Genomic DNA, 20,882 nt, shown 5'->3' with positions numbered 1-20,882 from the left:
TGATGGACCTGAACGAACTCCAGTCGGCCCAGAGCCGCGAACGGCAGACCGACAGCCTCCAACAGCTGCGCGAGTCGTTCTACAAGGACGCCGGCGAGTTCATCCAGCAGCTCCACCGCGAGCGCGAGCGCGCCGCCGAGGAGGCCGACGACCCCTGGGACGCTCCCGAGGTCAACCGCCTCAGCGACGACATCGACACGGCCGAAGGGACCGTCGAGGCCATCTACGAGCGCCGCGTCGGCAAGATCGTCAAGATGGCGTCGCTCGCCGCCGCCGATATGCCCACCGAGGACGAGGGGCTCACCACGGAGGAGCGGAGCCTCTTCGAGACGCTGGTCGGCGCCATCGAGGAGAACCGCGCCAGAGTCGAGGCCGTCATCGACGGCGAGAATCCAGCGGCGGCCGCGGCCGACGTGGACACCCCGGAGCCCGCGGTCGGAAGGGACCCGGCCGAGCAGGCCGACGCAGGCCCGGCAGTCGACGCCGGCGCCGCGGACGCCTCGCCCGCGGATCCGGACCGGGAACCGTCGCCCGCCGACGGCGACCGACGCGACATGCCGACCGACCCCGACGAACTGGGTGACGCCCCCGGGACGGCGCCGCCGGACGCGCCCCCGACGGACACGCCCGCGGACGACTCGGCGCCGAGTCCGCCGCCCGACACGCCCCCGGAAGCGTCCGGGGTCGACGCGGCCGACCTGATGGGGAACGGTTCGGAGACGGCCGAGTCGGTCGGCTCGGAGGGACAGACCTCCGGCGATCGATCACCGGACGACGACCCCCGCGACCGGCCGCCACAGGCCGACGGCGGGTCCACCGCCGTCGATCCGGGGAGCGGCTCCGGGCCGGCGCCAGCTTCGGCCGACGAGCCGGAGCCGGACGCGGAGCCGTCCGTCGACCGCGCGACGGTGAAGATCACGAGCGACGTGGGCGAGATCTTCGGCGTCGACGACCGCTCGTACGACCTCACCGCCGAGGACGTGGTGACGCTGCCCGAGGCCAACGCCGGGCCGCTCGTCGAACGGGACGCGGCCGAGCGGCTGGACTGAGACGTCTCACCGCGGATCAGACGCGAAGACCGACCGCACAGCGGCGGCCCTACTGTCGATTCCCGACCGATCAGACCGGGTCGGGTCGCGATCCGAGGGTGAGTTCGACCGTCCGTTCCTCTCCGTCGCGAAGGACGGTCACGTCGATGGTGTCGCCGGGACTGGTCTCCAGCGCGAGGTAGCTGGCGAGCGCTTCCCTGGTCGGGACCGGTGTGCCGCCCATCGAGACGACGATATCGCCGCCGGTCTCGACGCCGGACTGCCCAGCGACGGTCGTCTCGCCGGTCGAACCCTGTAGGACGCCCTCTGACGGGCCGCCGTCGCGGACGACGGCGATGTAGACGCCGACGCGTTCGTCCACGTCGTTGGCCTCGGCGTGCAGCGGGCCGACCGTCTGGAGGCGGACGCCCATGTAGGCGTGTTCGAACTCCCCGTCTTCGAGCAGTGCGGGGATCACTCTGCGCGTGAGCGGCGCGGAGATGCCGAAGCCGATGTCGTTGCCGCCGCCGGAGTTGATGACGCCCGCCACCGAGCCGTCGAGCGTGACCAGCGGCCCGCCGGAGTTGCCGGGGTTGACCGGCGCGTCGGTCTGGATCGCGTCGGGGATGGAGAAGTCGTTCGGCGCCGGGAGCGTCCGGTTGAGGCCGCTGACGATGCCCGAGGAGACCGACCCGGAGAAGCCGAACGGGTTGCCGATCGCGATGACCTCCGTTCCCACGTCGGGGTCGGACTCCCGGAGCGCCAGCGGCTCGGCGCTCTCGGGGAGTCCTTCGACGGAGAGGACCGCGAGGTCGCTGTACACGTCCGTCCCTTCGACGGCCGCGCCGAGCCAGCCGCCCTCGCTGAACCGCAGGAAGATCGTCTCTGCGCCCTCGACGACGTGCTGGTTCGTGACGACGTGGCCGTCGCTGTAGACGAAGCCGGTCCCCTGCGAGGGGCCGGGCGCGCCGGTGTACACCTGGATCTGCGCGACCGACGGAGCGGTCGACCGGTACACGTCGGTGTAGGTCGCCGCGTCGGACTGGTCGGACTGGTCGGACTGGTCGAACTGCTCGAAGTCGCCGGCGGCGCCGTCCGAACCGCCCGGGCCGCCGTCGCCTTCGGCGTCCGGAACGGGCGTCGACGGCTGGGGATCGACCGGCGTCGTGTCCTCGGTCTCTCCGCCGAAGATCGAGCCGGAACAGCCGGCGACGCCCGCCGACAGCGCCGTCCCGCAGACCGCGAGGAATCGCCGCCGCGACGAGTCGGAGTCGTCCATGTTGGTTCGTAGGAGACCAGCCGAATAAAACCGCGGACGGGGGCGGTGGTCTCGGAGCGGTCGCGCCGGTTGTCCACTCAGTCCCCGTCGGCGGAGCGGGGTCCGACGCGCCGGAACGGCATCCCCTCGAACACGAGTTTCGGAGTGTCCCCCGCGTACCACTCCACGTCGGTCGTGCTCTCCGCGCAGTCCACGTCGGTGAACCGGTAGAGGCTCCCCGACAGGTCGAGCGGGAGCGCGCGGACCTCGAAACGACCGCCGTCCCCGCCGAACGCGACGTCCAGTCTGGCCTCGTCCCGTCGGACGGTCGCGTGGTGGTTCCCGCCAGGGCTCTCGTAGCGACCGACCAGGTCGTCGAGCACGGCGTCGACTGCGGCGACCGGGTCGATCGCGTCCGGGTCTACGCCCACCAGTACCGCGAGGGCGTCTCGCGTCGCTGCCTTCCCGTCGGCGACGCCGGTGTGAGCGATCGCGATACCGACGCCGGCGTCCTCGAGGAATCCGACGTATCCACCGGAGCAGCCGGTGTTGCCGCCGTGTCCCACGAGCCGGTCCGATCCGAACGGCTCGCTCTCCAGCCCGTGGCCGTACGCCGTCTCCGTTCCGTCGACCAGTCGCTCGCGAGTCGCGACGCGCGTCGACAGCCGATCGAATACCGTCTCGGACAGCGGTGGGTCGTCGGCCAGATGGGCTCGAACGAGGCGAGCGAGGTCGGTGACGCTCGCGAGCAGTCCGCCGGGGGCTCGCAGCAGGTCGCTCGTCAGGATCGGGTTCTCCGACCCAGCGGCGTCGCGGAACTCCTCGGCGGCGCTGACGTACGGCGTCATCACGTCGGCGGACGGATCGGTGAACACGGAACGGTCGAAGGTCGCCTCGCGCATCTCCAGCGGGTCGAACACCGCCCGTCGCACGAACGTCGGAAACTCCGTCCCCGAGACGGCCGTCACGAGACGGTCGAGGACCGCGTACCCGCTGTTGTAGTAGTAGAAGCGGTCGTCATCGAGAAGCCCCCGGTCGGTCGACTCGGCGACGAACGATCGGAACTCGTCCCACCCGTCGAGCGCGTCGGCCGCGAACGCGAGGTCGTCGTTCGGCATGCCGGAGGTGTGCGAGAGCAGCCGTCCGACGGTGACCGGCTCACCCGGCGCGTCCGCGAAGTACGGGACGTAGTCGGCTATCGGGTCGTCGAGGTCGATCCCCTTGCGGTCGGCGAGGACGAGCGTCGCGAGGGCAGTCACCGGCTTGGTGACGGAGCCAACGGCGTACAGCGTGTCTCCGGTGGCGGGTCGGTCCGGGCCCCGCCGTCCGAACCCATCGGTCGCGACGACCTCCGACCCGTCGACGAGCGCGATGCTCGCGCCGGGGATCCCTTCGTCGTCGACCCACGATTCGACACGGTCGAGCGCCGATTCGACGCGATCGGGCGAAGTCGCTGGCGGGGCCATCACGCTCTCCCTCTCGGCGAGCGCGCAAATCGGTACGTGATCCGCGGGGCAAACTACAACACGGAGTTGCCCAAAGGGTGTGCCATGAGCCGATGGGTCGCGACGGACGAGAAGGGGCGGCCGGACTGGCGCCGACCCGCGTTGCGGGTCGGCCTGGAGATCAGTCTGATCGCGCTCGTCGCGGCCTACGTCGCCGTCCACCTCTCCTCGCCGCTGGTCGTCGCGCCGATCGTGGTCGGTGCCGTCGTCGGGTCGGCCGCGCTGCTCTTTCGCGCGCTCGACCGGCAGGCCTACGCCTGGGTCCGCTACGCGAGCAACCGCGCCCAGGAGAGCCAGCGACAGAAGCGATGGGAGCGCGAGAAGCGACGTCGTCGACAGCAACGGCCCGAGACCGACGAGTGAGACGGAACGGCGCCGGTCCGGTCGCGTCCCCGCACGCTCATCCGATCAGCCCCACGAGCGCGGTGACGACGACCCCCTGCACTCCGACGCCGGTGAGGAAAAAGCCGAGCGGGACGAGCCGCGAACCGGTCGAGACCACCGCGCGCTGTCGCGTGTCGGCATCCAGCGTCACGCCCATCTCCGAGGCGGCGCCCACCTCGCTCGTCCCTGACTCGCCCCACCCGAGGATGAGGGCACCCGGCGAGAGACAGAGAAACGCCAGCGCGAGCGTCGTCGCGACGAGGTCGTCGTGGGTCGCACCGCCCAGCCAGAGCCCGCCGTAGACGAGCAGCGTCACGGCGCCCGCGCCGCGGACGCCCCAGCGATACGCGCAGCGGAGGACCTCGTCGGACACGAGACGTTCTTAACAACTAACCGATAAAAGTCGACCGGTCCGCGGGGACCCGCGGCGGCCGGTGAGGAGCGACGGCTTCGGGCGAGGGCCTGCCGGTGGTCGTGCCATTAAGTGCGTCTGCCACGTACCACGGACCGACTATGGAACTGACCTGGCACGGCCACTCGACGTGGCACGTCACGGTGGGTAGCACGGATCTCCTGATCGACCCGTTCTTCGACAACCCGAAGACCGACCTGTCGCCGGAGGACGTCGACACACCCGATTACGTCCTGTTGACACACGGTCACGCCGACCACATCGGCCACGCAGGGGCCTTCTCGGACGCGACGCTGGTCGCGGTCCCGGAGCTGGCGACCTACGCTCAGGAGGAACTGGGCTTCGAGGACGCCGTCGGCGGGATGGGCATGAACCTCGGCGGGACCGTCGAGTGCGGCGACGCCTTCGTGACGATGCACCGCGCAGACCACACCAACGGCATCGAGACCGGCTACGAGTACTCGGCCGGGCCGCCCGCCGGCTTCGTGATCTCCGACACCAAGCCGACGCAGGTCGAAGACGAGGAGAGCGAGGCGTTCTACCACGCGGGCGACACCGGTCTCATGACGGAGATGCGCGACGTGATCGGGCCGTTCCTCGAACCGGACGCCGCGGCGCTCCCGGTCGGTGACCACTTCACGATGGGGCCGATGCAGGGCGCTATCGCGGCCGACTGGCTCGACGTCGATCACGCCTTCCCGATGCACTACGACACGTTCCCGCCGATCGAGATGGACACCGACGACTTCGTCGACGAGGTGGCGGCGACCGGGAGCGACGCCGAGGTCCACGTCCTCGACGGCGACGAGACGTTCGACCTCACGGAAGGCCACTGACAACTCGAGGACGACGCAGTTCGGGCCTGGTTCGAACAGCCCGCTCGCCGCCGCCGTCTCCGGCGCGCTCGCCTCGGTTGGGCAGCTTTTAGAAGGGGGCTACCGAACGTCTTCGCGTATGTCCGACATCGAAGTCACGAGCGTCTGTGAGGAAGGGTACACGGTCGAAAACGAGATCGACGGCGAGTGGTCGCTGGTCGTCGACGCGCTCTCGAACGACGGCCCGTCGCCGAACCAGGTGCTGGCGGCCGACTACGCCTCCTGTTACATCCCGGCCCTGCGCGTCGCCGCCGACCAGACCGGCTACGACGATATCGGTCACGTCGAGGTCGAGGTCGAGGCCGACCTCGACGAGGACGACGACATCGAGGCGTTCACGTGGACGATCCACGTCGAGGAGTCGCTCGGCGAGGACGGCCAGGAGATCGTCGAGCTCGGCGAGGAGATCTGCCACGTCCACTCGTCGCTGCGCGACGAGCTCCACGCCGACATCACGCTCGAAGACGACGCCTTCTGAGGACCGGTCCCACTCTCGCAGCTTTTTCGGCCCTGCACGGGCCGAGGCGCTTGCCGGAGAGTGCGGAGTAGCCGCCGTGAGGCGACTGACTGCGGGACCCGTGGCGCTCGTCGTCGCGCTCGCGCTCCTGGGACGGCGGTGGCGCGAGACGGGGAACGGTGGTCAGAACCGAGAACGGAGCGTCAGGCCGCGACTTCTTCCTCGTCGCCCTCGTCGCCGTGGACGCGCTCGACCACGTCGTTGACGATGACGATGTCGCCGACGGCCTGCACCCAGCGGTAGGGGACGATGACGCCGCGCGAGCCGGAGACGTCCGGGCCGAACAGCTCCGCGTTGATCTGGTGGAGCGCGAGGCCAGTCACCTGCTCGACGTTCAGGTCGAGCCGCAGGTCCTCGACCTCACCGACGAACACGCCGTTTTTGGTGTAGACTTCCCGCCCCACGAGCGTCGTGATCTCCTGTGGCGCCGTCTCGGGATTCATATGCCGTAACTCGGCTGGCGGGGTCTTAAATTCTTGTTCTGTGTCTGACGCAGCCGCCGAAATCCCGTCTGTCGGGCGTCGTCCGTGCGTCCGACGGACACGACGCCGTGGGCGTTAAACGGGCGCGACTCCTACGGGTGGCCGATGAGTGACGCCAGCGACGACGCGACCGACGAGGAGCTCGAACGGATCCGCGAGCGCAAGCGAGAACGGCTCGAGGCCGGGGAGAGTTCGACTCTCTCGGGCGATTCGGCGACCGACGAGTCCGAACCGGGTGTGGGTGGCGTAGCTACCCCCGACGACCCGGTCCATATCGAGACCGAGAGCGAGTTCGAGGAGACCGTCGCCGAGGGGGTCGTCCTGGTCGACTTCTACGCCGACTGGTGTGGTCCCTGCAAGATGCTCGAACCGATCGTCGAAGACATCGCCGAGACGACCGACGCGACCGTCGCGAAGGTCGACGTTGACGCCCACCAGGGACTGGCCCGCGAGTACGGCGTCCAGGGCGTCCCCACGCTCGTCCTGTTCGTCGACGGCGAACCGGCCGAGCGCCGCGTCGGCGTGCAGGACGAAGGAGCGCTCCGGGAACTCGTCGGCCAGCACGTCTGAGCGAGCGGGACCGCTCCGGAAAACTCGCCGCGTGTCGGTACCGGCCGACCCGGTCAGTTCGGCGTCGCCTCGCCGGTGTCGATCGGGTCCTCGATGTCGCCGGTAACGGATTCGAGCAGGTCGGTGACGGTGACCATCCCGACCACTTCGCCGTCCTCGATGACCAGGGCGAGCTCCTGATTTTCGGCCTGGAACTGGTCGATAGCGTCGCTCACGTCCGCGTCGGGCGAGAGCGTCATCGGCGGCGCCGCCAGGTCCTCGAAGTCTATCGCCTCGTCGTTCGCCAGGTCCTCGCGGTGGCCCGCGAGGACGGGGAGATAGAGGATCCCACGGAAGTCGGTGAGGTCGTCGCCGACGAGCGGGTAGCGGGTGTGTGGGTTCGCCTCCATCCGGCGGAAGTTCTCGGTCACGTCGGCCGTCGTCGAGAGCGCGACGATGTCGTCGACGGGAACCATCACCTCGCTGACGGGGCGCTCGCCGATGTGCAGCGCGTTCATCACCTCGTCGCGGCGTTCCTCCGAGAGGTCCCCCTCGTCGAGGACCGATCCCATCTTGTTGCGCAAGTCGGCGCGAGACTCGATGACGTCCTCCTCGGTCTCGAGCCAGGCGCCGGTCATCTCGATGCCGAACAGTCCCAGCGTCCCTTTGGCGACGTAGTCGCCCAGGGTGATCAGCGGCGAGATCGCGTAGTTGAACCAGTACAGCGGCGCCGCGCCGTACCGGCAGACCATCCGCGAGCGCTCGACGCCGAGATACGTCGGCGTCTGCTCGCCGTGGGTCAGGTGGACGAGGTTGATGATCAGGAACGCGATGATGGCGCCGGCGCCGATAGTCGCCAGCCGCGTCCCCTCGAACAGCGGGAAGAAGATCGCCGCCAGCGCGGGTTCGGCGACGATCCCGACGGCGATGCTGGAGGCCGTGATTCCCACCTGGCAGGTGGTCAGGTAGATCTCCAGGTTGTTCGTCATCTCCCAGGCTCGTTCGAGCGCCGCGCTGCCGTCCACGAACTCCTCCTCGGTGAACTGTCGCGCCCGCGTCAGCGCGAACTCGATCGCGACGAAGAAGCCGTTGGCGAGGATCAACCCGACGCCTGCGATCAGTCGGGCCCACACCTCCAGGGAGGTCATCGAGCTGTGCGCCTGCGCTACGCCGACGCCCGCGATCAACCGGATCCACGTCTCCAGGGCGGTCATCGCCGCCCGCTTCTCTTTCGAGGATTATAGAAGCGGCGGAACGGCTGATTCCGGAAAATTGTGGTGTCTTGGACTCTCTCGATCCGATTTCGCCGCTCGCCGCTCGGCCCTGAAAGGTTATGCCACTACATCACACAGCCACGGGTATGCCTTCCACGCTGGTCCATCTCGCCTTCGGCGGGATGATCGCCGCCGCGCTGCTGGGGTCGGTCTTCGATCGTCGGTCGCTGCTGGTCGTCCTCGCCGTCGTCGCCGCGCCGGACCTGGACTCGTTTCTGGCCCTCTTTTTCGTCGCCGGTCACCGCACGCTCTTGCACACGTACCTCATCCCGATCGTCGCGAGCGCGCTCCTGTACGTCGACCTCCGTCTGCGCGACCGTTCGTTCGTCCGCGGCCGCTGGGGTCCGGAGGGGGTCCGCCTCGCGTGGGTCAGCGTCGTCGCGCTGGCCTTCGCGGGCATCGGGCTGGACTTCGTCGACCACGGCGTCAACCCGCTGTGGCCGCTCCACGACCAGTTCTACGTCCTCGACGGCCGCTTCGAGGTCTCCGACCAGCGCGGGATCGTCCAGAGCTACGTCGACCTGAGCCCCGACACCGAGCAGTCCGGCCCGCGCAGCCGCGGTTCCTCACAGGAGGTCAACATCTCGACCGGCGTCGACCCCAACCCCGGCGGCGTCGGCGGCGGCCCCGACCCGGACACCGTCGAGGACCCCGAGCGGATGTTCCCGGTCGTCCGCCACGGCTGGCAGCTGGCCATCCTCGTCACCGGGACGGTCGTGACGGCCGCCCGACTCGGGCTCGGGGAGATCGAAGAGAACTGAGTGAGTGCGAATCCGCCTTCAGAGGTCTTCCGGAAGGCCCTCGCCGGCGGCGTCGACGGATATCACGTCGTCGACGGCCTCGCGGGCGCTGGCCGAGTCCTTGAGACCCGTCCCCGTCGCGACGGTGACGACCTGCTCGCCTGGCGCGACGGTCCCGCGCTCGACCGCCGCGCGGACGCCGGCGACCGCCGCGGCGGAGGCCGGTTCGGCGAAGACGCCCTCGCACTCGCCGAGGAGTCGCTGGGCGTCGAGGATCTCGTCGTCCGAGACGACGACGGCGTCGCCGCCGCTCTCGACGAGCGCGCGACAGGCCTTGCCCGCGTTGTGCGGGACGCTCACGTCGATGCTGTCGGCGGTCGTGTCCGCGCCGTCCTCGCGCTCCCCGATCGGGAACGCGCCGGCGTCGCTGTCGTCCGATTCGGCGACGAACCGGTCGTAGATGGCCGTCGCGCCCTCGGCCTGGACGCCGAGCAGCCGCGGCGTGTCGTCGACGACGCCGAGTCGTTCGAACTCCCGGAGTCCCTTCCAGACGCCGGCGAGCGAGCAGCCGTTACCCATCGGCATCACGACCCAGTCGGCCGCCGGGGCCTGTTCGGCGAGTTCGAACCCCAGCGTGCGCTTGCCTTCGACCGCGTAGGGGTTCATCGCGGCGTTGCGGTTGTACCAGCCGCGTTCGGCCGAGACCTCCCGGCAGAGTTCGTAGGCGTCTGCGTAGGTGCCGTCGACGCCGAGGACGGTCGCGCCGTAGAGGCGCGGCTGGACGGCCTTCGCTTCGGGCAGGTCGGCGGGGACGAAGATGCGGCAGTCGAGGCCGGCGCGGGCGGCGTAGCCCGCCAGCGACGCGGCGGCGTTGCCAGTCGACGCGCAGGCGACGACCTCGTGGCCCTGCTGGCGCGCTCGTGAGACGGCGACGGCGCTCCCGCGGTCCTTGTTCGATCCGGTGGGATTGGTCGTCTCGTTTTTGACGAGTGCATCGACGCCCAGCGCGTCGCCGAGCGCGGGCGCGTCGAGCAGGTCGGTGCCGCCGGCGCCCAGCCTGACGGGGTCGCCGTCGACGGGCAACAGCGGTTCGTAGGTCCACAGGTCACCGATGGGTCCGTCGAGGACGCCGGCGAGTTCGTCGCTGACGGCGTCGTACTCGTAGCGTACGTCGAGGATGCCGCCCACGCCGTCGTGTTCGGGGCAGGTGTACTCGACGTCGGCGGGCGCGTAGCGGCGCCCGCAGCGTTCGCAGGCCAGGGCCTCGACGAGTGTCATGGGGTTGCCTTGGCCTACCTGTCGTTCCGACCGTCACAAATGCCTTCTGGCTTTTCGGCGTCCTCGGCGCAAGCGACCGACACCGATCCCGCAAACGACGTTATCCGAGGGGGCCTCTAACCGAGCGAGCATGAGTCTCTTCGCCGAGTTCCACGTCCCCTCGGAGGACTTCGCGCTGTCGTCGACGCTCGGGCGACTCCCCGACCTCGTCGTCGAGATCGACCGCGTCGCGGCCGCCGACGAGCTGCTCACCCCCTACTTCTGGATCTCCGACGTGGACCTCGACGAGTTCGAGGCCGCGGCCGGGGCGGACCCATCGATCGAGGACCTCCGGCGGCTCGACGACTTCGAGTCGGCGTCGCTGTACCGCGCGACCTGGACGGAGAACGTCGACACGATGGTGTACGCCTCGACGCAGGCCGGCGCGACGATCCTCGAGGCCAAGGGCCAACGCGGCGTCTGGAATATCCGCATCCGCTTCGACGACCGCGAACCGCTGGAGTCGTTCCAGGAGTACGCCCATCGGTTCGACATCACCTACGACCTCGTGAAGCTCTACGAGACCGAACACCCTCGGACCGGCAGCCAGTACGGCCTCACCGAGAAGCAACACGCGGCGCTCGACACCGCCTGGGAGATGGGATACTTCGAGGAACCGCGCGAGACGACGCTCGACGAGGTCGCCGACGAACTCGACATCACGCGTCAGTCGCTCTCCCAGCGGCTGCGCCGGGGCCACCACGCCCTCGTCGCCAGTACCATCCGCGTGACGCCGCTCGCCGCCGAGAAAGCGTAGCCGTTCCGGCTCCCTGATAAACCCTTGACGTGGGCAGTACGAACGGGGACCCGGGCGTCGCCCGTCCTCCGGTGTATGAAGTCACAGCCGACAGCGGCTTCGAACCCCGTAACGGACGCCTTCGGACTGCTAGACCATCGATACCGACGGCACGTCGTGCGGACGCTGGACGACCACGGCCGCGAGCTCACGCTCGCGGATCTCGCCGACGAGACGGCCCGCCGCGAACACGGGAGGCCGGTGAGCGAGATCGCCTCCGAGACCGTCTCGGAGCTGTACCTCGCGCTGTACCACACCCACGTGCCGAAACTGGTCGACGGCGACGCCGTCCGCTACGACCAGGAGGGCGACATCGTCGAACCGCGGGAACGCGTCGGATCGCTCGTGCAGGTGCTCGACGTCGTCGGGTAAGCAGACGCTGCCACGGTCCGTTCTCCGCGGACTCGACGGTCGCGACCGGCGACCGTGCTTCCCCGTGATTGATGTACCCGCTCACCGACCGGGCTGGTATGAACGAGGGGTTGCGCGTGCGCGAGCGACTCGGCGTCGCCGACGCCGTCACGCTCGCCAACGCCGTCGTCGGCTTCGCCGCCGGCGTCGTCGCGCTCTCGGACCCCCATCTCGCCGCCCGGCTCGTCCTGCTGGCGGCCATCGCGGACGCGCTCGACGGGATCGCGGCCCGGGCCTTCGGCGGCACCGAGGTCGGTCCGCTGCTCGATTCGGTGACCGACGTGGTCTCGTTCGGCGCGACGCCCGCGCTGCTGGTCGTCGGTATCGCCAGCGCCGAGTGGGCGTGGCTCGCCGACGGGATCGCGGCGGCACCGCCCGCCGAGGCCGTCGCGGCCGTCGGTGCCGGTGCGCTGTTCGTCGTCTTCTCGGTCCTGCGGACCAGCCTCTACAGCGAGTTCGTCGGCGAGGACGAGAACCGCCCGGGTATCCAGAACACTCTCGGCGCGACGATCCTCGCCGCGGCGTACCTCGCTGGCCTGACGTGGGTCCCTGGCCTGCTGGCCGTCACCGCCGTCCTCTCGGTGGCGATGGTCGCGCCGGTCTCTTACCCGAAGCTGCTGGCCCGCGACGCCGGGATTCTGGGGGTCGTCCAGGCCGCGGCCATCCTCGCGCCGACGGCCTTCGGGCGACTCCTCCCCCGATTCCTCCTCGTCGCGGCGCTCGGGTACATGTTCCTCGCGCCGCGGTTCTACTGGGGCGAGTGACCGACGGGGACCGTCGACCACCCGTTCGCTGGGGAACCTTTTTCAATACGTCAACCGACGACTCGATCGTGGTTTACGAGACCGGCAACCGAACGATAGACGACGCCGTCGAGCGCGTGCTGGCTGGCGAGCGCCTGACGCGTCGCGACGGGCTCGCGCTGATCGCACAGCCGGTCGACGAGCTGGCGGCGGCCGCCGACGCGGTCCGCGCCGAGTTCGGCGACGGCACCGTCGACGCCTGCTCGATCGTCAACGCCAAGGCCGGCGACTGCGCCGAGGACTGCGGCTTCTGCGCCCAGTCGGTCCACTTCGATACCGGGATCGACAACTACGGCTTCCTCGGCCCCGAGAAGATACTCGACGCGGCGAAGCGGGCCGAACGCGACGGCGCTCAGCGCTTCGGCATCGTCGTCGCCGAGAAGGGGGTCTCGAAGGAACGCCGCCCCGAGGAGTGGGCGGAGGTCCTCGAAGCCGTCCGACTGGTCCGCGACGAGACCGACGTGGAGGTCGACGCCTCCCTGGGCATCCTCACCGAGGAGGAAGCCGAGATCCTCGCCGAGGAGGGGCTCAACCACTACAATCACAACATCGAGACCTCGCCCAACTTCTTCCCGGAGATCGTCGACTCCCATGCCTTCGAGGACCGCGTGCAGACGCTGGAGGTCGCCAAGGAAGCGGGTATGAACCTGTGTGCCGGCGTCATACTCGGCATGGGCGAGAGCCCGACCGACCGGGTCGACGCGGCCGTGGCGCTCCAGGATATCGGCGTCTCATCGCTGCCGGTGAACGTGCTCAACCCCGTCGCGGGGACACCGCTGGGCGAACAGTTCGACGACGGCGCGGCGATCTCGACCGAGGAGATCGTCGCGACCATCGCGGTCTACCGGCTGCTCCATCCCGAGGCGCGCGTGCGCCTGACCGGGGGGCGCGAGGCGAACCTCGACGCGGACGAACAGCATCTCCCGTTCGAGGCGGGCGCCGACGGGATGCTCACCGGCGACTACCTCACGACGGAGGGCCAGTCCCCCGCCGACGACATCGAGGTCGTCGAACGTGCGGGGCTGGAACCCAACACCGAGGCCAACGACTTCGACCCGGCGGCGGTGAAGGCCCGTCACGCGGACGGCGGGGCGGACGCATCGACCGACCGCGGCGGCGACGCGGAGACGGCCGCGGGCAGCGCGACCAGTAACGTTTCCGACTGACGACGCGGTTTCGATACTCGACCCATGGACGACGACGTGACATTCGCGGTACTGGGAACCGGTGGCATCGGCAGACGAACGCTCGACGTGGCGCGACACAAGGAGGGACTCACCCCGGTCGCGGCCTGCGACCGTAACGGCGTCGCGGTCGACCACTCGGGACTCGACGTCGCCGAACTGCTCGACGCGACGGAGGGCAACATCGCCTCCGGTCCCGAGGCCGACGGCGACACGCCCGCGACGCCGGAGAGCGACTACGCGTCGGACGGAGGCGCGACCGCGATGGACGGTGGCGGGAACGGCCAGACGGCCAGCGACGGCGTGAAACAGGCCGGCGAGGACGCCGGCATCGTCGCCAGCGGACAGGGCGAGCCGACCGAGACGCCCATCGACGACGTGATCGACGAGAGCGACGCTATCGACGCGGTGCTGCTGGCGCTCCCCAACCTCGAACACGACTTCGTCCCCCGCGTCGCCGAGCGGTTCGCCGCCGCGGGCTACGAGGGCGTCCTCGTCGACGTCCTCAAGCGCTCGCGGGTCGTCGGCATGCTCGACGACCGCGCCGACACCCTCGAAGACAGCGGTATCACCTTCGTCTGCGGCGCGGGCGCGACGCCCGGCTTCCTCACCGGCGCGGCGGCGCTGGCCGCTCAGTCGTTCGTCGAGGTCGAGGAGGTCGAGATCTGGTGGGGCGTCGGCCTCAAGTCGGGCTACGAGGATAATCGTGGGACGGTCCGCGAGGACATCGCCCACCTCGACGGCTACGACATCGAGCGTGCCCGCGAGCTGAGCGAGACCGAGATCGAGGAACTCGTCGAGGAGCACGACGGCCGGCTGGAGTTCCACGATATGGAGCACGCCGACGACGTGTTGCTCGAACGGGCGGGCATCTGCGACGCCGCCGACGTTTCTGTGGGTGGCGTCCTCGACGTGCGGTCCGACGAGAAGCCGACGACGACGACCGTTCGCGTGACGGGGACGACCTTCGACGGCGAGCGGGGCACCAACACCTTCGAACTCGACGACGCGACGAGCATGGAGGCCAACGTCAACGGCCCGGCACTGGGCTACCTGAAGGCCGCAGTGCTCCGCAACCGGGCCGGCGACTACGGCGTCTACGGGCCGAGCGAAGTCATGCCGAGCTTCTGAGCGGCGGTGTGCGCCCTCGCCCCCTCGTTCACCGTTCGCACGCTTCGACCAGCGTTTAGTCCCCTGGCCGCCCAGAACGACCATGGTCGACATGGGCCCGTTCGGCGAGTACTGCGAGTTCGGCGGCGACAGGGTGTACCTGCTGATGGCGCTCGCGCGAGCCAAGGAGAACGAGGGGACGACGAGCAACTCGGCCCCGGCGATCCGGAAGGTCGTCGAGGACGAGGGCGACCTCGCCCGGACGGCCGGCGAGCTGGAACACGCCGCCCAGCGCTTCGACGAGCGATTCCGGCTCTACCTGACCGCGAACGCTCGTGACGCGCTGAAGGCCACCTTCGAACTTCGGCGATCGATGGACGACTGGCTGGAGGGCCGGATCCACGGCGACGAGGGCATTCGCGGGAAGTTCAAGCGAGTCGACAGCGAGTTCAAATCGACGCTGCAGTCCGACGCCTGTCGCGACGAGACGAACTTCGTCTTCGACCTCGACGACGCGACCGCGGCCGACCGCGACGCCCTCGTCGACGATCTGCGGAGTCACACCGCGGTCGCGCTGACTCGCGAGACGCCAAACGGCTATCACGTCGTCACCGAGCCGTTCAACTACAACGAGCTTTCGACGGCGGTCGACTACGAGCTGAAGACCGACGGGATGGTCTTCGTCTCGTATCTGGACGGGTAGGCGGGGCTGTCGGGAGTCGAACCGCCCCGGACCGAAAGGACGAGGGGCGAGCGGTCCCCGCTCCCGGGTATGACAGAGCGCGGTTTCGACCTCGACGCGCGGCTGCGCGAACGGGAGCGCGCGGGCCTGCGCCGCCATCTCGACCCCGCCGAATCCATCGGGGCGCGGGCCCGAATCAGCGACGACCCGCGCGGCGGTGCGCCCGAGTACGGCGCCGAGCGGCTCGTGTTCGCCTCGAACAACTACCTCGGACTGGCGAACGACCGGCGAGTCCTGCAGGCCGCCGAGAACGGCGCCCGCGCGGTCGGGACCGGCGCCGGCGCCTCCCGACTCGTCACCGGTGACACCGGCCTGCACCGTGCGTTCGAGCGCGACCTGGCCGACTGCAAGGGCGCGGACAGGGCGCTGCTGTTCTCCTCTGGTTACGCCGCCAATATCGGGACCATCGAGGCGCTCGCGCCGGACGTCGTCTTCTCGGACGAACTCAACCACGCGAGCATCGTCGACGGCTGCCGCGTCGGCGCCGACGAGACTGTCGTCTACGACCACGCCGACCCCGACGACCTCCGGGCGAAGCTGGCCCAGCGGGCGGCCGGGTCGCTCGACAGCGGGGCCGAGGAGTCGTGGCTGGTCGTCACCGACTCGGTGTTCTCGATGGACGGCGACGTGGCGCCGCTGGACGCGATCTGCGACGCGGCCGAGGCGTTCGGCGCGTGGGTGATGGTCGACGAGGCCCACGCGACTGGCCTGTTCGGCGACGGCGGCGGGGTCGTCCAGCGCGAGGGGCTGGCCGACCGCGTCGACGTGCAACTCGGGACGTGTTCGAAGGCGCTGGCGAGTCAGGGCGGCTACGTCGCCGGCGACGAAGCGCTCGTGGAGTACCTCCTGAACGCCGCCCGCTCGTTCGTCTTCTCGACGGGGCTGGCGCCGCCGGCGGTCGGCGCCGCCCGCGAGTCGCTCCGGATCGCCCGCGAGACGGACCGGGTCGAGCGGCTCTGGGAGACCGTCGCGACGCTCCGCGAGGGGCTGGAATCGATGGGCTACGACGTGCTCGGCGAGACGCAGATCCTCCCTGTTCTCGTCGGTGACCGGGCGGACGCGCTGGAACTGGGGGAGCGACTGGCCGACCGCGGGGTCGAGGCGCCGGCGATCCGCCCGCCGACGGTTCCGGAGGGGACCGCCCGCATCAGGGTCGCGCCGATGGCGACGCATACCGACGAGGAGGTGGCGAGGTGTCTCGACGCCTTCGAGGCGGCCGGTCGGGAGGTGGAACTGCTGTGAGCGACGACCGGAGGACGGCCGCGACGGAACCGTCCGCCGAGTGCGTCTCCGATTTCGCCGTCGTCGGCACCGACACGGGTGTCGGCAAGACGGTCGTGACCACCGGGCTGGTCGGATGGCTCCGGGCGGTCGGCGTCGACGCGCGGGCCGTCAAACCGGCACAGACGGGCTACCCGCCGGACGACGACGCCGGATACGTGGCGGAGGCCTGCGAAACCGACGACGCGGCGACCTGTCTCGAACGGCTCGAACCGGCGCTCGCGCCGGCGGTCGCCGCCGACCGCGCGGGCGTCGACCTGTCCTACGAGTCGATCCGCGACGGCTGTGCGCGCGAACTCGCCGACGCGGCGGTCGGCGTAGTCGAAGGGATCGGCGGGCTGCGCGTCCCGCTGGCCGACGACCGGGAGGTGGTCGACCTCGTCGCGGACCTGTCGGTGCCCGTGCTGGTCGTCACGCGCTCCGGGCTCGGGACGCTCAACCACACCGCGCTGACCGTCGAAGCGCTCGAACGTCGCGGCTGTACGGTCGAAGGGATCGTTTGCAACGAGTACGAGGGCACGTCCGTCGCCGAGCGAACCAATCCCGACGTACTGGCGGAGATGACTGGCTGCCCGGTGTGGACGCTTCCGCCGCTGGCCCTCGAGGACCCTTCCGACGCCGTCGCTGGCCTCCGTGAACACCTCCCGACCGACGCGTTTCCGAAGGCGTGACCGACCCTGCCCGGACCGTGGCTTCCGGTCTGACGGAGCGGTCGCTGTCGGGTAGTCGGTCTGTCACAAAGGGGAACGGTGGGGCGGGGCGCCCCAGCGTGTGACACTACGGAGCCAACTGGCTCCATCGGAAACGAAGGTTCGAGTGCGTAAAAGTGTACGCGATCGTTCGCGCCCCGAATCCTCCCGTTACCGAGGTAAGGGGCCGTTACCCGGCTTCGAACACGCTATCCGGCCGCCTCGTTCCAGTCGGGAGGGCCGTTTCGATTCCGCCGATACTGGTCCGTGTCGTCACTCCTCGTCGGTGTCGTCGTCGGTTTCGGAGTCGGTGGCGGTTCCGGTCTCGGCGCCGGTCTCGGGGTCGGTGCCGAGGGGCTCTGGGCCGTCGGCGAACAGCCCTTCGAGGTCGGCGTGGTCGGCCAGGAGGTCGACCATCCGCTCGACGGTCTCGGGGTCGCGGGTCCGCCCGGTCGAGAGCACGTTCTCGATCCGGTCGACGGTGACCTTGGTGTCGGACTGGACGAGCAGGACCGGCACGTCCGCGTCCGCGGCTTTGCCGAGGATGGCGCCCGAGGGTCTGAGCCCGCCGGTGAGGACGACGGCCTCGATGCCCGGCGCTCCGAGCGCGGCCGCCTGGATCTCCGAGCGGTCGCCGCCGGTTATCATGGCGGCGTTGCGCATCCGCCGGAAGTGACGCAGCGCCGCGTCGCTGCCCATCGCGCCGACGGCGAATCGCTCGACGAAGCCGTCGGTCGAGGCCTCGGGATTGAGCAGATCGGCGCCGAGCGCGTCGGCCAGGTCGGCGACGGTGACGCCGGCCAGTTCCTGCACCCGCGGGACGATGCCGAGCACGGGGATGTCGCGGGTCTCCAGAAACGGGACCACGTCCGTGTTCAGCGAGTCGAAGTTCGCGTCCGCGACGGCGTTAAAGAGCACGCCCGCGAGGTGACCCTCGAACTGTCGGGCGGCGGCGAGCACTTCGTCCACGTCGGCCGGGTTGGCGTAGCCGCCGACGACGACCGTGCGCGCGTCGAGCAGCTCGGCCACGTCGGGGTCGGTCAGGCCGACGATACCGCCGGTCTCCAGACGGCCGCCGCCCTCGACGACGACCAGATCGTAGTCGTCGGCCAGCGCGTCGAAGTGCTCGCGCACCCGCTCGCGGACCTCGCCGTCGCGGTTGCCGCGGATGGCTTCCTCGACGAACGCCGGTGAGTAGACGACCGGTTCGAGTTCGGAGAGGTCGGCGTCGATACCGAGCATCTCCATGGCGAGTAGCGGGTCCTCGTCGCGGGTCTTGCCGACGGGGCTCTTGAGCCGGGTGCCCTTCGGTTTGAAGTACCCCACGTCGAGGCCGCGCTCCTGCGCGAGTTTCGCGGCGGCGATCGCGATGGCTGTCTTGCCGGTGCCTTCTCCGGTCGAGGTGACGAATATGGGTTTCATAGTTGCTCCTGGTCGATGGTGAGTCGCACGTCGACGGCCTGGGCGCCGTCGGGGGTCGCGACGAGCGGGTTGATGTCCAGTTCCACGATGGCGGGGAAGTCGGTGACCAGCTGCGAGAGGCGCTGGAGCGTCTCGACGACGCTCCCCTCGTCGACGGGGTCACGGCCCCGGGCCCCTCGCAGCAGCGGCGCGGCGTCGATCTCCGATAGCATCTCCCGGGCCGACGGTTCGCTGACGGGGGCGAGCCGCAGGGTCGTGTCTTCCAGCACCTCGACGAAGATACCGCCGAGACCGAACAGGACCAGCGGCCCGAACTGCGGGTCGCGGTTCATGCCCGCGATGGTCTCGACGCCGCTGTCCAGATCGACCATCTCCTGGACCTGGACGCCGAGGATCGTCGCGTCGGGCTGGTAGTTACGGGCGCGGGTCACAAGGTCCTCGTAGGTGTCGCCGACCTCCTCCGGCGGGACGCCGACGGCCACGCCGCCGATGTCGGATTTGTGGAGGATATCCGGGCTGACGATCTTCATGACGACTTCGCCGTCTGGTGCTATCCGCTCGGCGGCGTCGACGGCGTCGGAGCGGGCGTCGACGATCTCGCCGTCGGGCGTCGGGATGCCGTAGGCGTCGAGCAAGTCCATCGCCTCGACACCGAGTCGGTTGGTGTCGCGCCGAGCGGCCGACTCGAGGATCTCGCGGGCCGCCTCGCGGTCCACGTCGAACGTCTCCGGTTCGGTGTACTCCCGGTCGCCGATCGCCCGGTACTCCCGGAGCGCGTCGAGGCTGCGGACGGCGCGGGCCGGGTCGAAGTACGTCGGGATGCCGGCCTGCGAGAGTCGTTCGTTGGCGTCACGGGCCGACGAGCCGCCCATCAGCGTCGCGGCGACCGGCGTGTCGTACTCGGCCTGCAGGTCGACGACCGAGTCGGCCAGCGCCTCGTAGGAGAGCGTCGCCGTCGGGCAGGCCAGCACGACCGCGGCGCCGACGTTCGGGTCGGCCAGCGCGATGTCCAGCGCATCCTCGAAGCGCTCGACCGGCGCGTCGCCGATGATGTCGACCGGGTTGTAGACGTTGGCCTCGTCGGGCAGCGCGTCCTGGAATCGCTCGACCGTGTCGTCGGTGAACGACGCGAGCGAGAGGTCGGAGTCGCCGACGGCGTCGGTCGTCATCACGCCGGGGCCGCCGGCGTTGGTGACGATGGCGACGCCGTCGCGCTCGGGCAGGGGCTGCCCGGCGAGGATGGACCCGAAGTCGAACAGGTCCTGGACGGTGTCGACGCGGAGCACGCCGGCCTGGTCCAGGGCGGCCTCGTAGGCCTCCTCCGAGCCGGCGATGGCGCCGGTGTGGGAGGCCGCGGCCGAGGCGCCGGCCTCGGTGCGGCCGGACTTGACGACGACGATCGGTGTCTCACCCGAGACCTCGCGGGCCGACTCGACGAACGCGCGACCGTCGACGACGTCTTCGAGGTAGCCGAGTATCACGTCGGTGTCGGGGTCCTCGCCCCACTCGCGGACGAAGTCGGACTCGTCGAGGACGGCCTTGTTCCCCAGCGAGACGACGTTGTGGAAGCCGAGGTTACGGTCGTTGGCCCAGTCGACGACCGCGGTGACGAACGCGCCCGACTGGCTCATGAAGGAGATCGACCCGTCACGGGCGTTCTCGGGGCCGAACGTGGCGTTGAGCCCGACACCGGTGTTCATGATTCCCAGGCTGTTGGGTCCGACGACGTTGAGGTCGTGTTCCGTGGCGAGCTCTCTGAGCTCGCGCTCGCGGCGGGCGCCCTCGCTGCCGGACTCGCCGAAGCCGGCGGTGATGACGACCACGTCGCGGATCCCGGCCTCGGCGGCCTCGCGGATGGCGTCGAGGACGATAGGGGGCGGGACCACGACGACGGCCACGTCCACGTCGGGGACGGCCCCGACGCTGTCGTGACTCTCCAGCCCCAGGACCTCGTCTTTCGTGGGGTTGACGGCGACCACGTCCCCCTCGAAGTCCGCGAGGAGGTTCTCCGTGATCGCCCGTCCGACCGACCCGTCCCGGTCGGTCGCGCCCACGACGGCGACTCGTCTCGGCCCGAAGAGCGTCGCTAATTCGCCCATCTAC

Annotated in this window: 22 protein-coding genes; 14 read left to right on the top strand and 8 right to left on the bottom strand. The window is 69.9% G+C overall.

Annotated features, from left to right (window positions below):
* Window positions 1–2 precede the first annotated feature (2 nt).
* A complete protein-coding gene (locus I7X12_RS20150; RefSeq protein ID WP_198061788.1) occupies window positions 3–1,049 on the top strand; it encodes a hypothetical protein in 1,047 nt (348 codons plus the stop codon).
* 70 nt (window positions 1,050–1,119) lie between these two features.
* Here I7X12_RS20150 and I7X12_RS20145 read toward each other — a convergent pair whose 3' ends face one another.
* Both I7X12_RS20145 and I7X12_RS20140 read right to left on the bottom strand, forming a co-directional pair.
* Window positions 1,120–2,307: a S1C family serine protease gene (locus I7X12_RS20145; RefSeq protein WP_198061787.1), complete on the bottom strand. Its 1,188-nt coding sequence runs from the start codon at window positions 2,305–2,307 to the stop codon at window positions 1,120–1,122.
* Window positions 2,308–2,384: 77 nt separating this feature from the next.
* Window positions 2,385–3,752 carry a serine hydrolase domain-containing protein gene (locus I7X12_RS20140; protein ID WP_198061786.1) on the bottom strand — a complete coding sequence of 456 codons (1,368 nt, stop codon included), beginning with the start codon at window positions 3,750–3,752 and terminating at the stop codon, window positions 2,385–2,387.
* A gap of 84 nt (window positions 3,753–3,836) precedes the next feature.
* Between I7X12_RS20140 and I7X12_RS20135 the strand changes: the two genes are divergently transcribed.
* Window positions 3,837–4,154, top strand: coding sequence for a hypothetical protein (locus tag I7X12_RS20135; RefSeq protein ID WP_198061785.1), 318 nt, complete (start codon window positions 3,837–3,839; stop codon window positions 4,152–4,154).
* 37 nt (window positions 4,155–4,191) lie between these two features.
* Here I7X12_RS20135 and I7X12_RS20130 read toward each other — a convergent pair whose 3' ends face one another.
* Entirely contained in the window at window positions 4,192–4,548 is a 357-nt protein-coding gene (locus tag I7X12_RS20130; protein WP_198061784.1) for a hypothetical protein, read from the bottom strand.
* Window positions 4,549–4,688: 140 nt separating this feature from the next.
* Between I7X12_RS20130 and I7X12_RS20125 the strand changes: the two genes are divergently transcribed.
* A complete protein-coding gene (locus I7X12_RS20125) occupies window positions 4,689–5,423 on the top strand; it encodes a metal-dependent hydrolase (RefSeq protein ID WP_198061783.1) in 735 nt (244 codons plus the stop codon).
* A 118-nt stretch (window positions 5,424–5,541) separates the two neighbouring features.
* Window positions 5,542–5,940 carry an OsmC family protein gene (locus I7X12_RS20120; RefSeq protein ID WP_198061782.1) on the top strand — a complete coding sequence of 133 codons (399 nt, stop codon included), beginning with the start codon at window positions 5,542–5,544 and terminating at the stop codon, window positions 5,938–5,940.
* Between the two features lie 182 nt (window positions 5,941–6,122).
* Here I7X12_RS20120 and I7X12_RS20115 read toward each other — a convergent pair whose 3' ends face one another.
* A complete protein-coding gene (locus I7X12_RS20115; protein ID WP_198061781.1) occupies window positions 6,123–6,422 on the bottom strand; it encodes a PRC-barrel domain-containing protein in 300 nt (99 codons plus the stop codon).
* 144 nt (window positions 6,423–6,566) lie between these two features.
* On the opposite strand from I7X12_RS20115, the gene trxA reads away from it, so the two are divergent.
* Entirely contained in the window at window positions 6,567–7,031 is a 465-nt protein-coding gene (gene trxA, locus I7X12_RS20110; protein ID WP_198061780.1) for a thioredoxin, read from the top strand.
* A gap of 53 nt (window positions 7,032–7,084) precedes the next feature.
* On the opposite strand, the gene I7X12_RS20105 is transcribed toward trxA, so the two are convergent.
* Window positions 7,085–8,158 carry a CNNM domain-containing protein gene (locus I7X12_RS20105; RefSeq protein WP_198063937.1) on the bottom strand — a complete coding sequence of 358 codons (1,074 nt, stop codon included), beginning with the start codon at window positions 8,156–8,158 and terminating at the stop codon, window positions 7,085–7,087.
* Window positions 8,159–8,370: 212 nt separating this feature from the next.
* Between I7X12_RS20105 and I7X12_RS20100 the strand changes: the two genes are divergently transcribed.
* Window positions 8,371–9,045, top strand: coding sequence for a metal-dependent hydrolase (locus I7X12_RS20100; RefSeq protein WP_198061779.1), 675 nt, complete (start codon window positions 8,371–8,373; stop codon window positions 9,043–9,045).
* Between the two features lie 18 nt (window positions 9,046–9,063).
* Here I7X12_RS20100 and thrC read toward each other — a convergent pair whose 3' ends face one another.
* A complete protein-coding gene (gene thrC / locus I7X12_RS20095; protein ID WP_198061778.1) occupies window positions 9,064–10,302 on the bottom strand; it encodes a threonine synthase in 1,239 nt (412 codons plus the stop codon).
* Between the two features lie 130 nt (window positions 10,303–10,432).
* Between thrC and I7X12_RS20090 the strand changes: the two genes are divergently transcribed.
* From I7X12_RS20090 to bioD, 8 genes are all read left to right on the top strand, one after another.
* Window positions 10,433–11,098 (top strand): helix-turn-helix domain-containing protein, encoded by a 666-nt coding sequence (locus I7X12_RS20090; protein WP_198061777.1) that lies wholly within the window; start codon window positions 10,433–10,435, stop codon window positions 11,096–11,098.
* Between the two features lie 156 nt (window positions 11,099–11,254).
* Window positions 11,255–11,509, top strand: coding sequence for a DUF7344 domain-containing protein (locus I7X12_RS20085; protein ID WP_198061776.1), 255 nt, complete (start codon window positions 11,255–11,257; stop codon window positions 11,507–11,509).
* Window positions 11,510–11,607: 98 nt separating this feature from the next.
* Window positions 11,608–12,312 carry a protein sorting system archaetidylserine synthase gene (locus tag I7X12_RS20080; RefSeq protein WP_198061775.1) on the top strand — a complete coding sequence of 235 codons (705 nt, stop codon included), beginning with the start codon at window positions 11,608–11,610 and terminating at the stop codon, window positions 12,310–12,312.
* 68 nt (window positions 12,313–12,380) lie between these two features.
* Window positions 12,381–13,517 carry a biotin synthase BioB gene (bioB, locus tag I7X12_RS20075; protein WP_198061774.1) on the top strand — a complete coding sequence of 379 codons (1,137 nt, stop codon included), beginning with the start codon at window positions 12,381–12,383 and terminating at the stop codon, window positions 13,515–13,517.
* A gap of 24 nt (window positions 13,518–13,541) precedes the next feature.
* The gene (locus I7X12_RS20070) at window positions 13,542–14,666 is read left to right on the top strand and encodes a saccharopine dehydrogenase family protein (protein ID WP_198061773.1); all 1,125 of its coding nucleotides are present in this window, start codon (window positions 13,542–13,544) and stop codon (window positions 14,664–14,666) included.
* An 82-nt stretch (window positions 14,667–14,748) separates the two neighbouring features.
* A complete protein-coding gene (locus tag I7X12_RS20065) occupies window positions 14,749–15,348 on the top strand; it encodes a hypothetical protein (protein WP_198061772.1) in 600 nt (199 codons plus the stop codon).
* A gap of 69 nt (window positions 15,349–15,417) precedes the next feature.
* Window positions 15,418–16,629 (top strand): aminotransferase class I/II-fold pyridoxal phosphate-dependent enzyme, encoded by a 1,212-nt coding sequence (locus tag I7X12_RS20060; RefSeq protein ID WP_198061771.1) that lies wholly within the window; start codon window positions 15,418–15,420, stop codon window positions 16,627–16,629.
* Window positions 16,626–17,339, top strand: a complete 714-nt coding sequence (bioD, locus tag I7X12_RS20055) for a dethiobiotin synthase (RefSeq protein WP_198061770.1) — start codon at window positions 16,626–16,628, stop codon at window positions 17,337–17,339. The genes I7X12_RS20060 and bioD overlap by 4 nt, the downstream gene beginning before the upstream one ends.
* Before the next feature lie 291 nt (window positions 17,340–17,630).
* Here the strand turns inward: bioD and I7X12_RS20050 are convergent, their stop codons facing one another.
* On the bottom strand, window positions 17,631–18,779 hold the full coding sequence (locus tag I7X12_RS20050) for a phosphotransacetylase family protein (RefSeq protein ID WP_198061769.1): 1,149 nt from the start codon (window positions 18,777–18,779) through the stop codon (window positions 17,631–17,633).
* Window positions 18,776–20,878, bottom strand: a complete 2,103-nt coding sequence (locus I7X12_RS20045) for an acetate--CoA ligase family protein (RefSeq protein ID WP_198061768.1) — start codon at window positions 20,876–20,878, stop codon at window positions 18,776–18,778. The genes I7X12_RS20050 and I7X12_RS20045 overlap by 4 nt, the downstream gene beginning before the upstream one ends.
* Window positions 20,879–20,882: the final 4 nt, after the last annotated feature.

Origin of the sequence: Halosimplex litoreum, assembly GCF_016065055.1 — an archaeon.
Classification (GTDB): domain Archaea; phylum Halobacteriota; class Halobacteria; order Halobacteriales; family Haloarculaceae; genus Halosimplex; species Halosimplex litoreum.
Note: the sequence above shows the minus strand (reverse complement) of the source record. Positions and strands in the feature narration are given on the sequence as shown.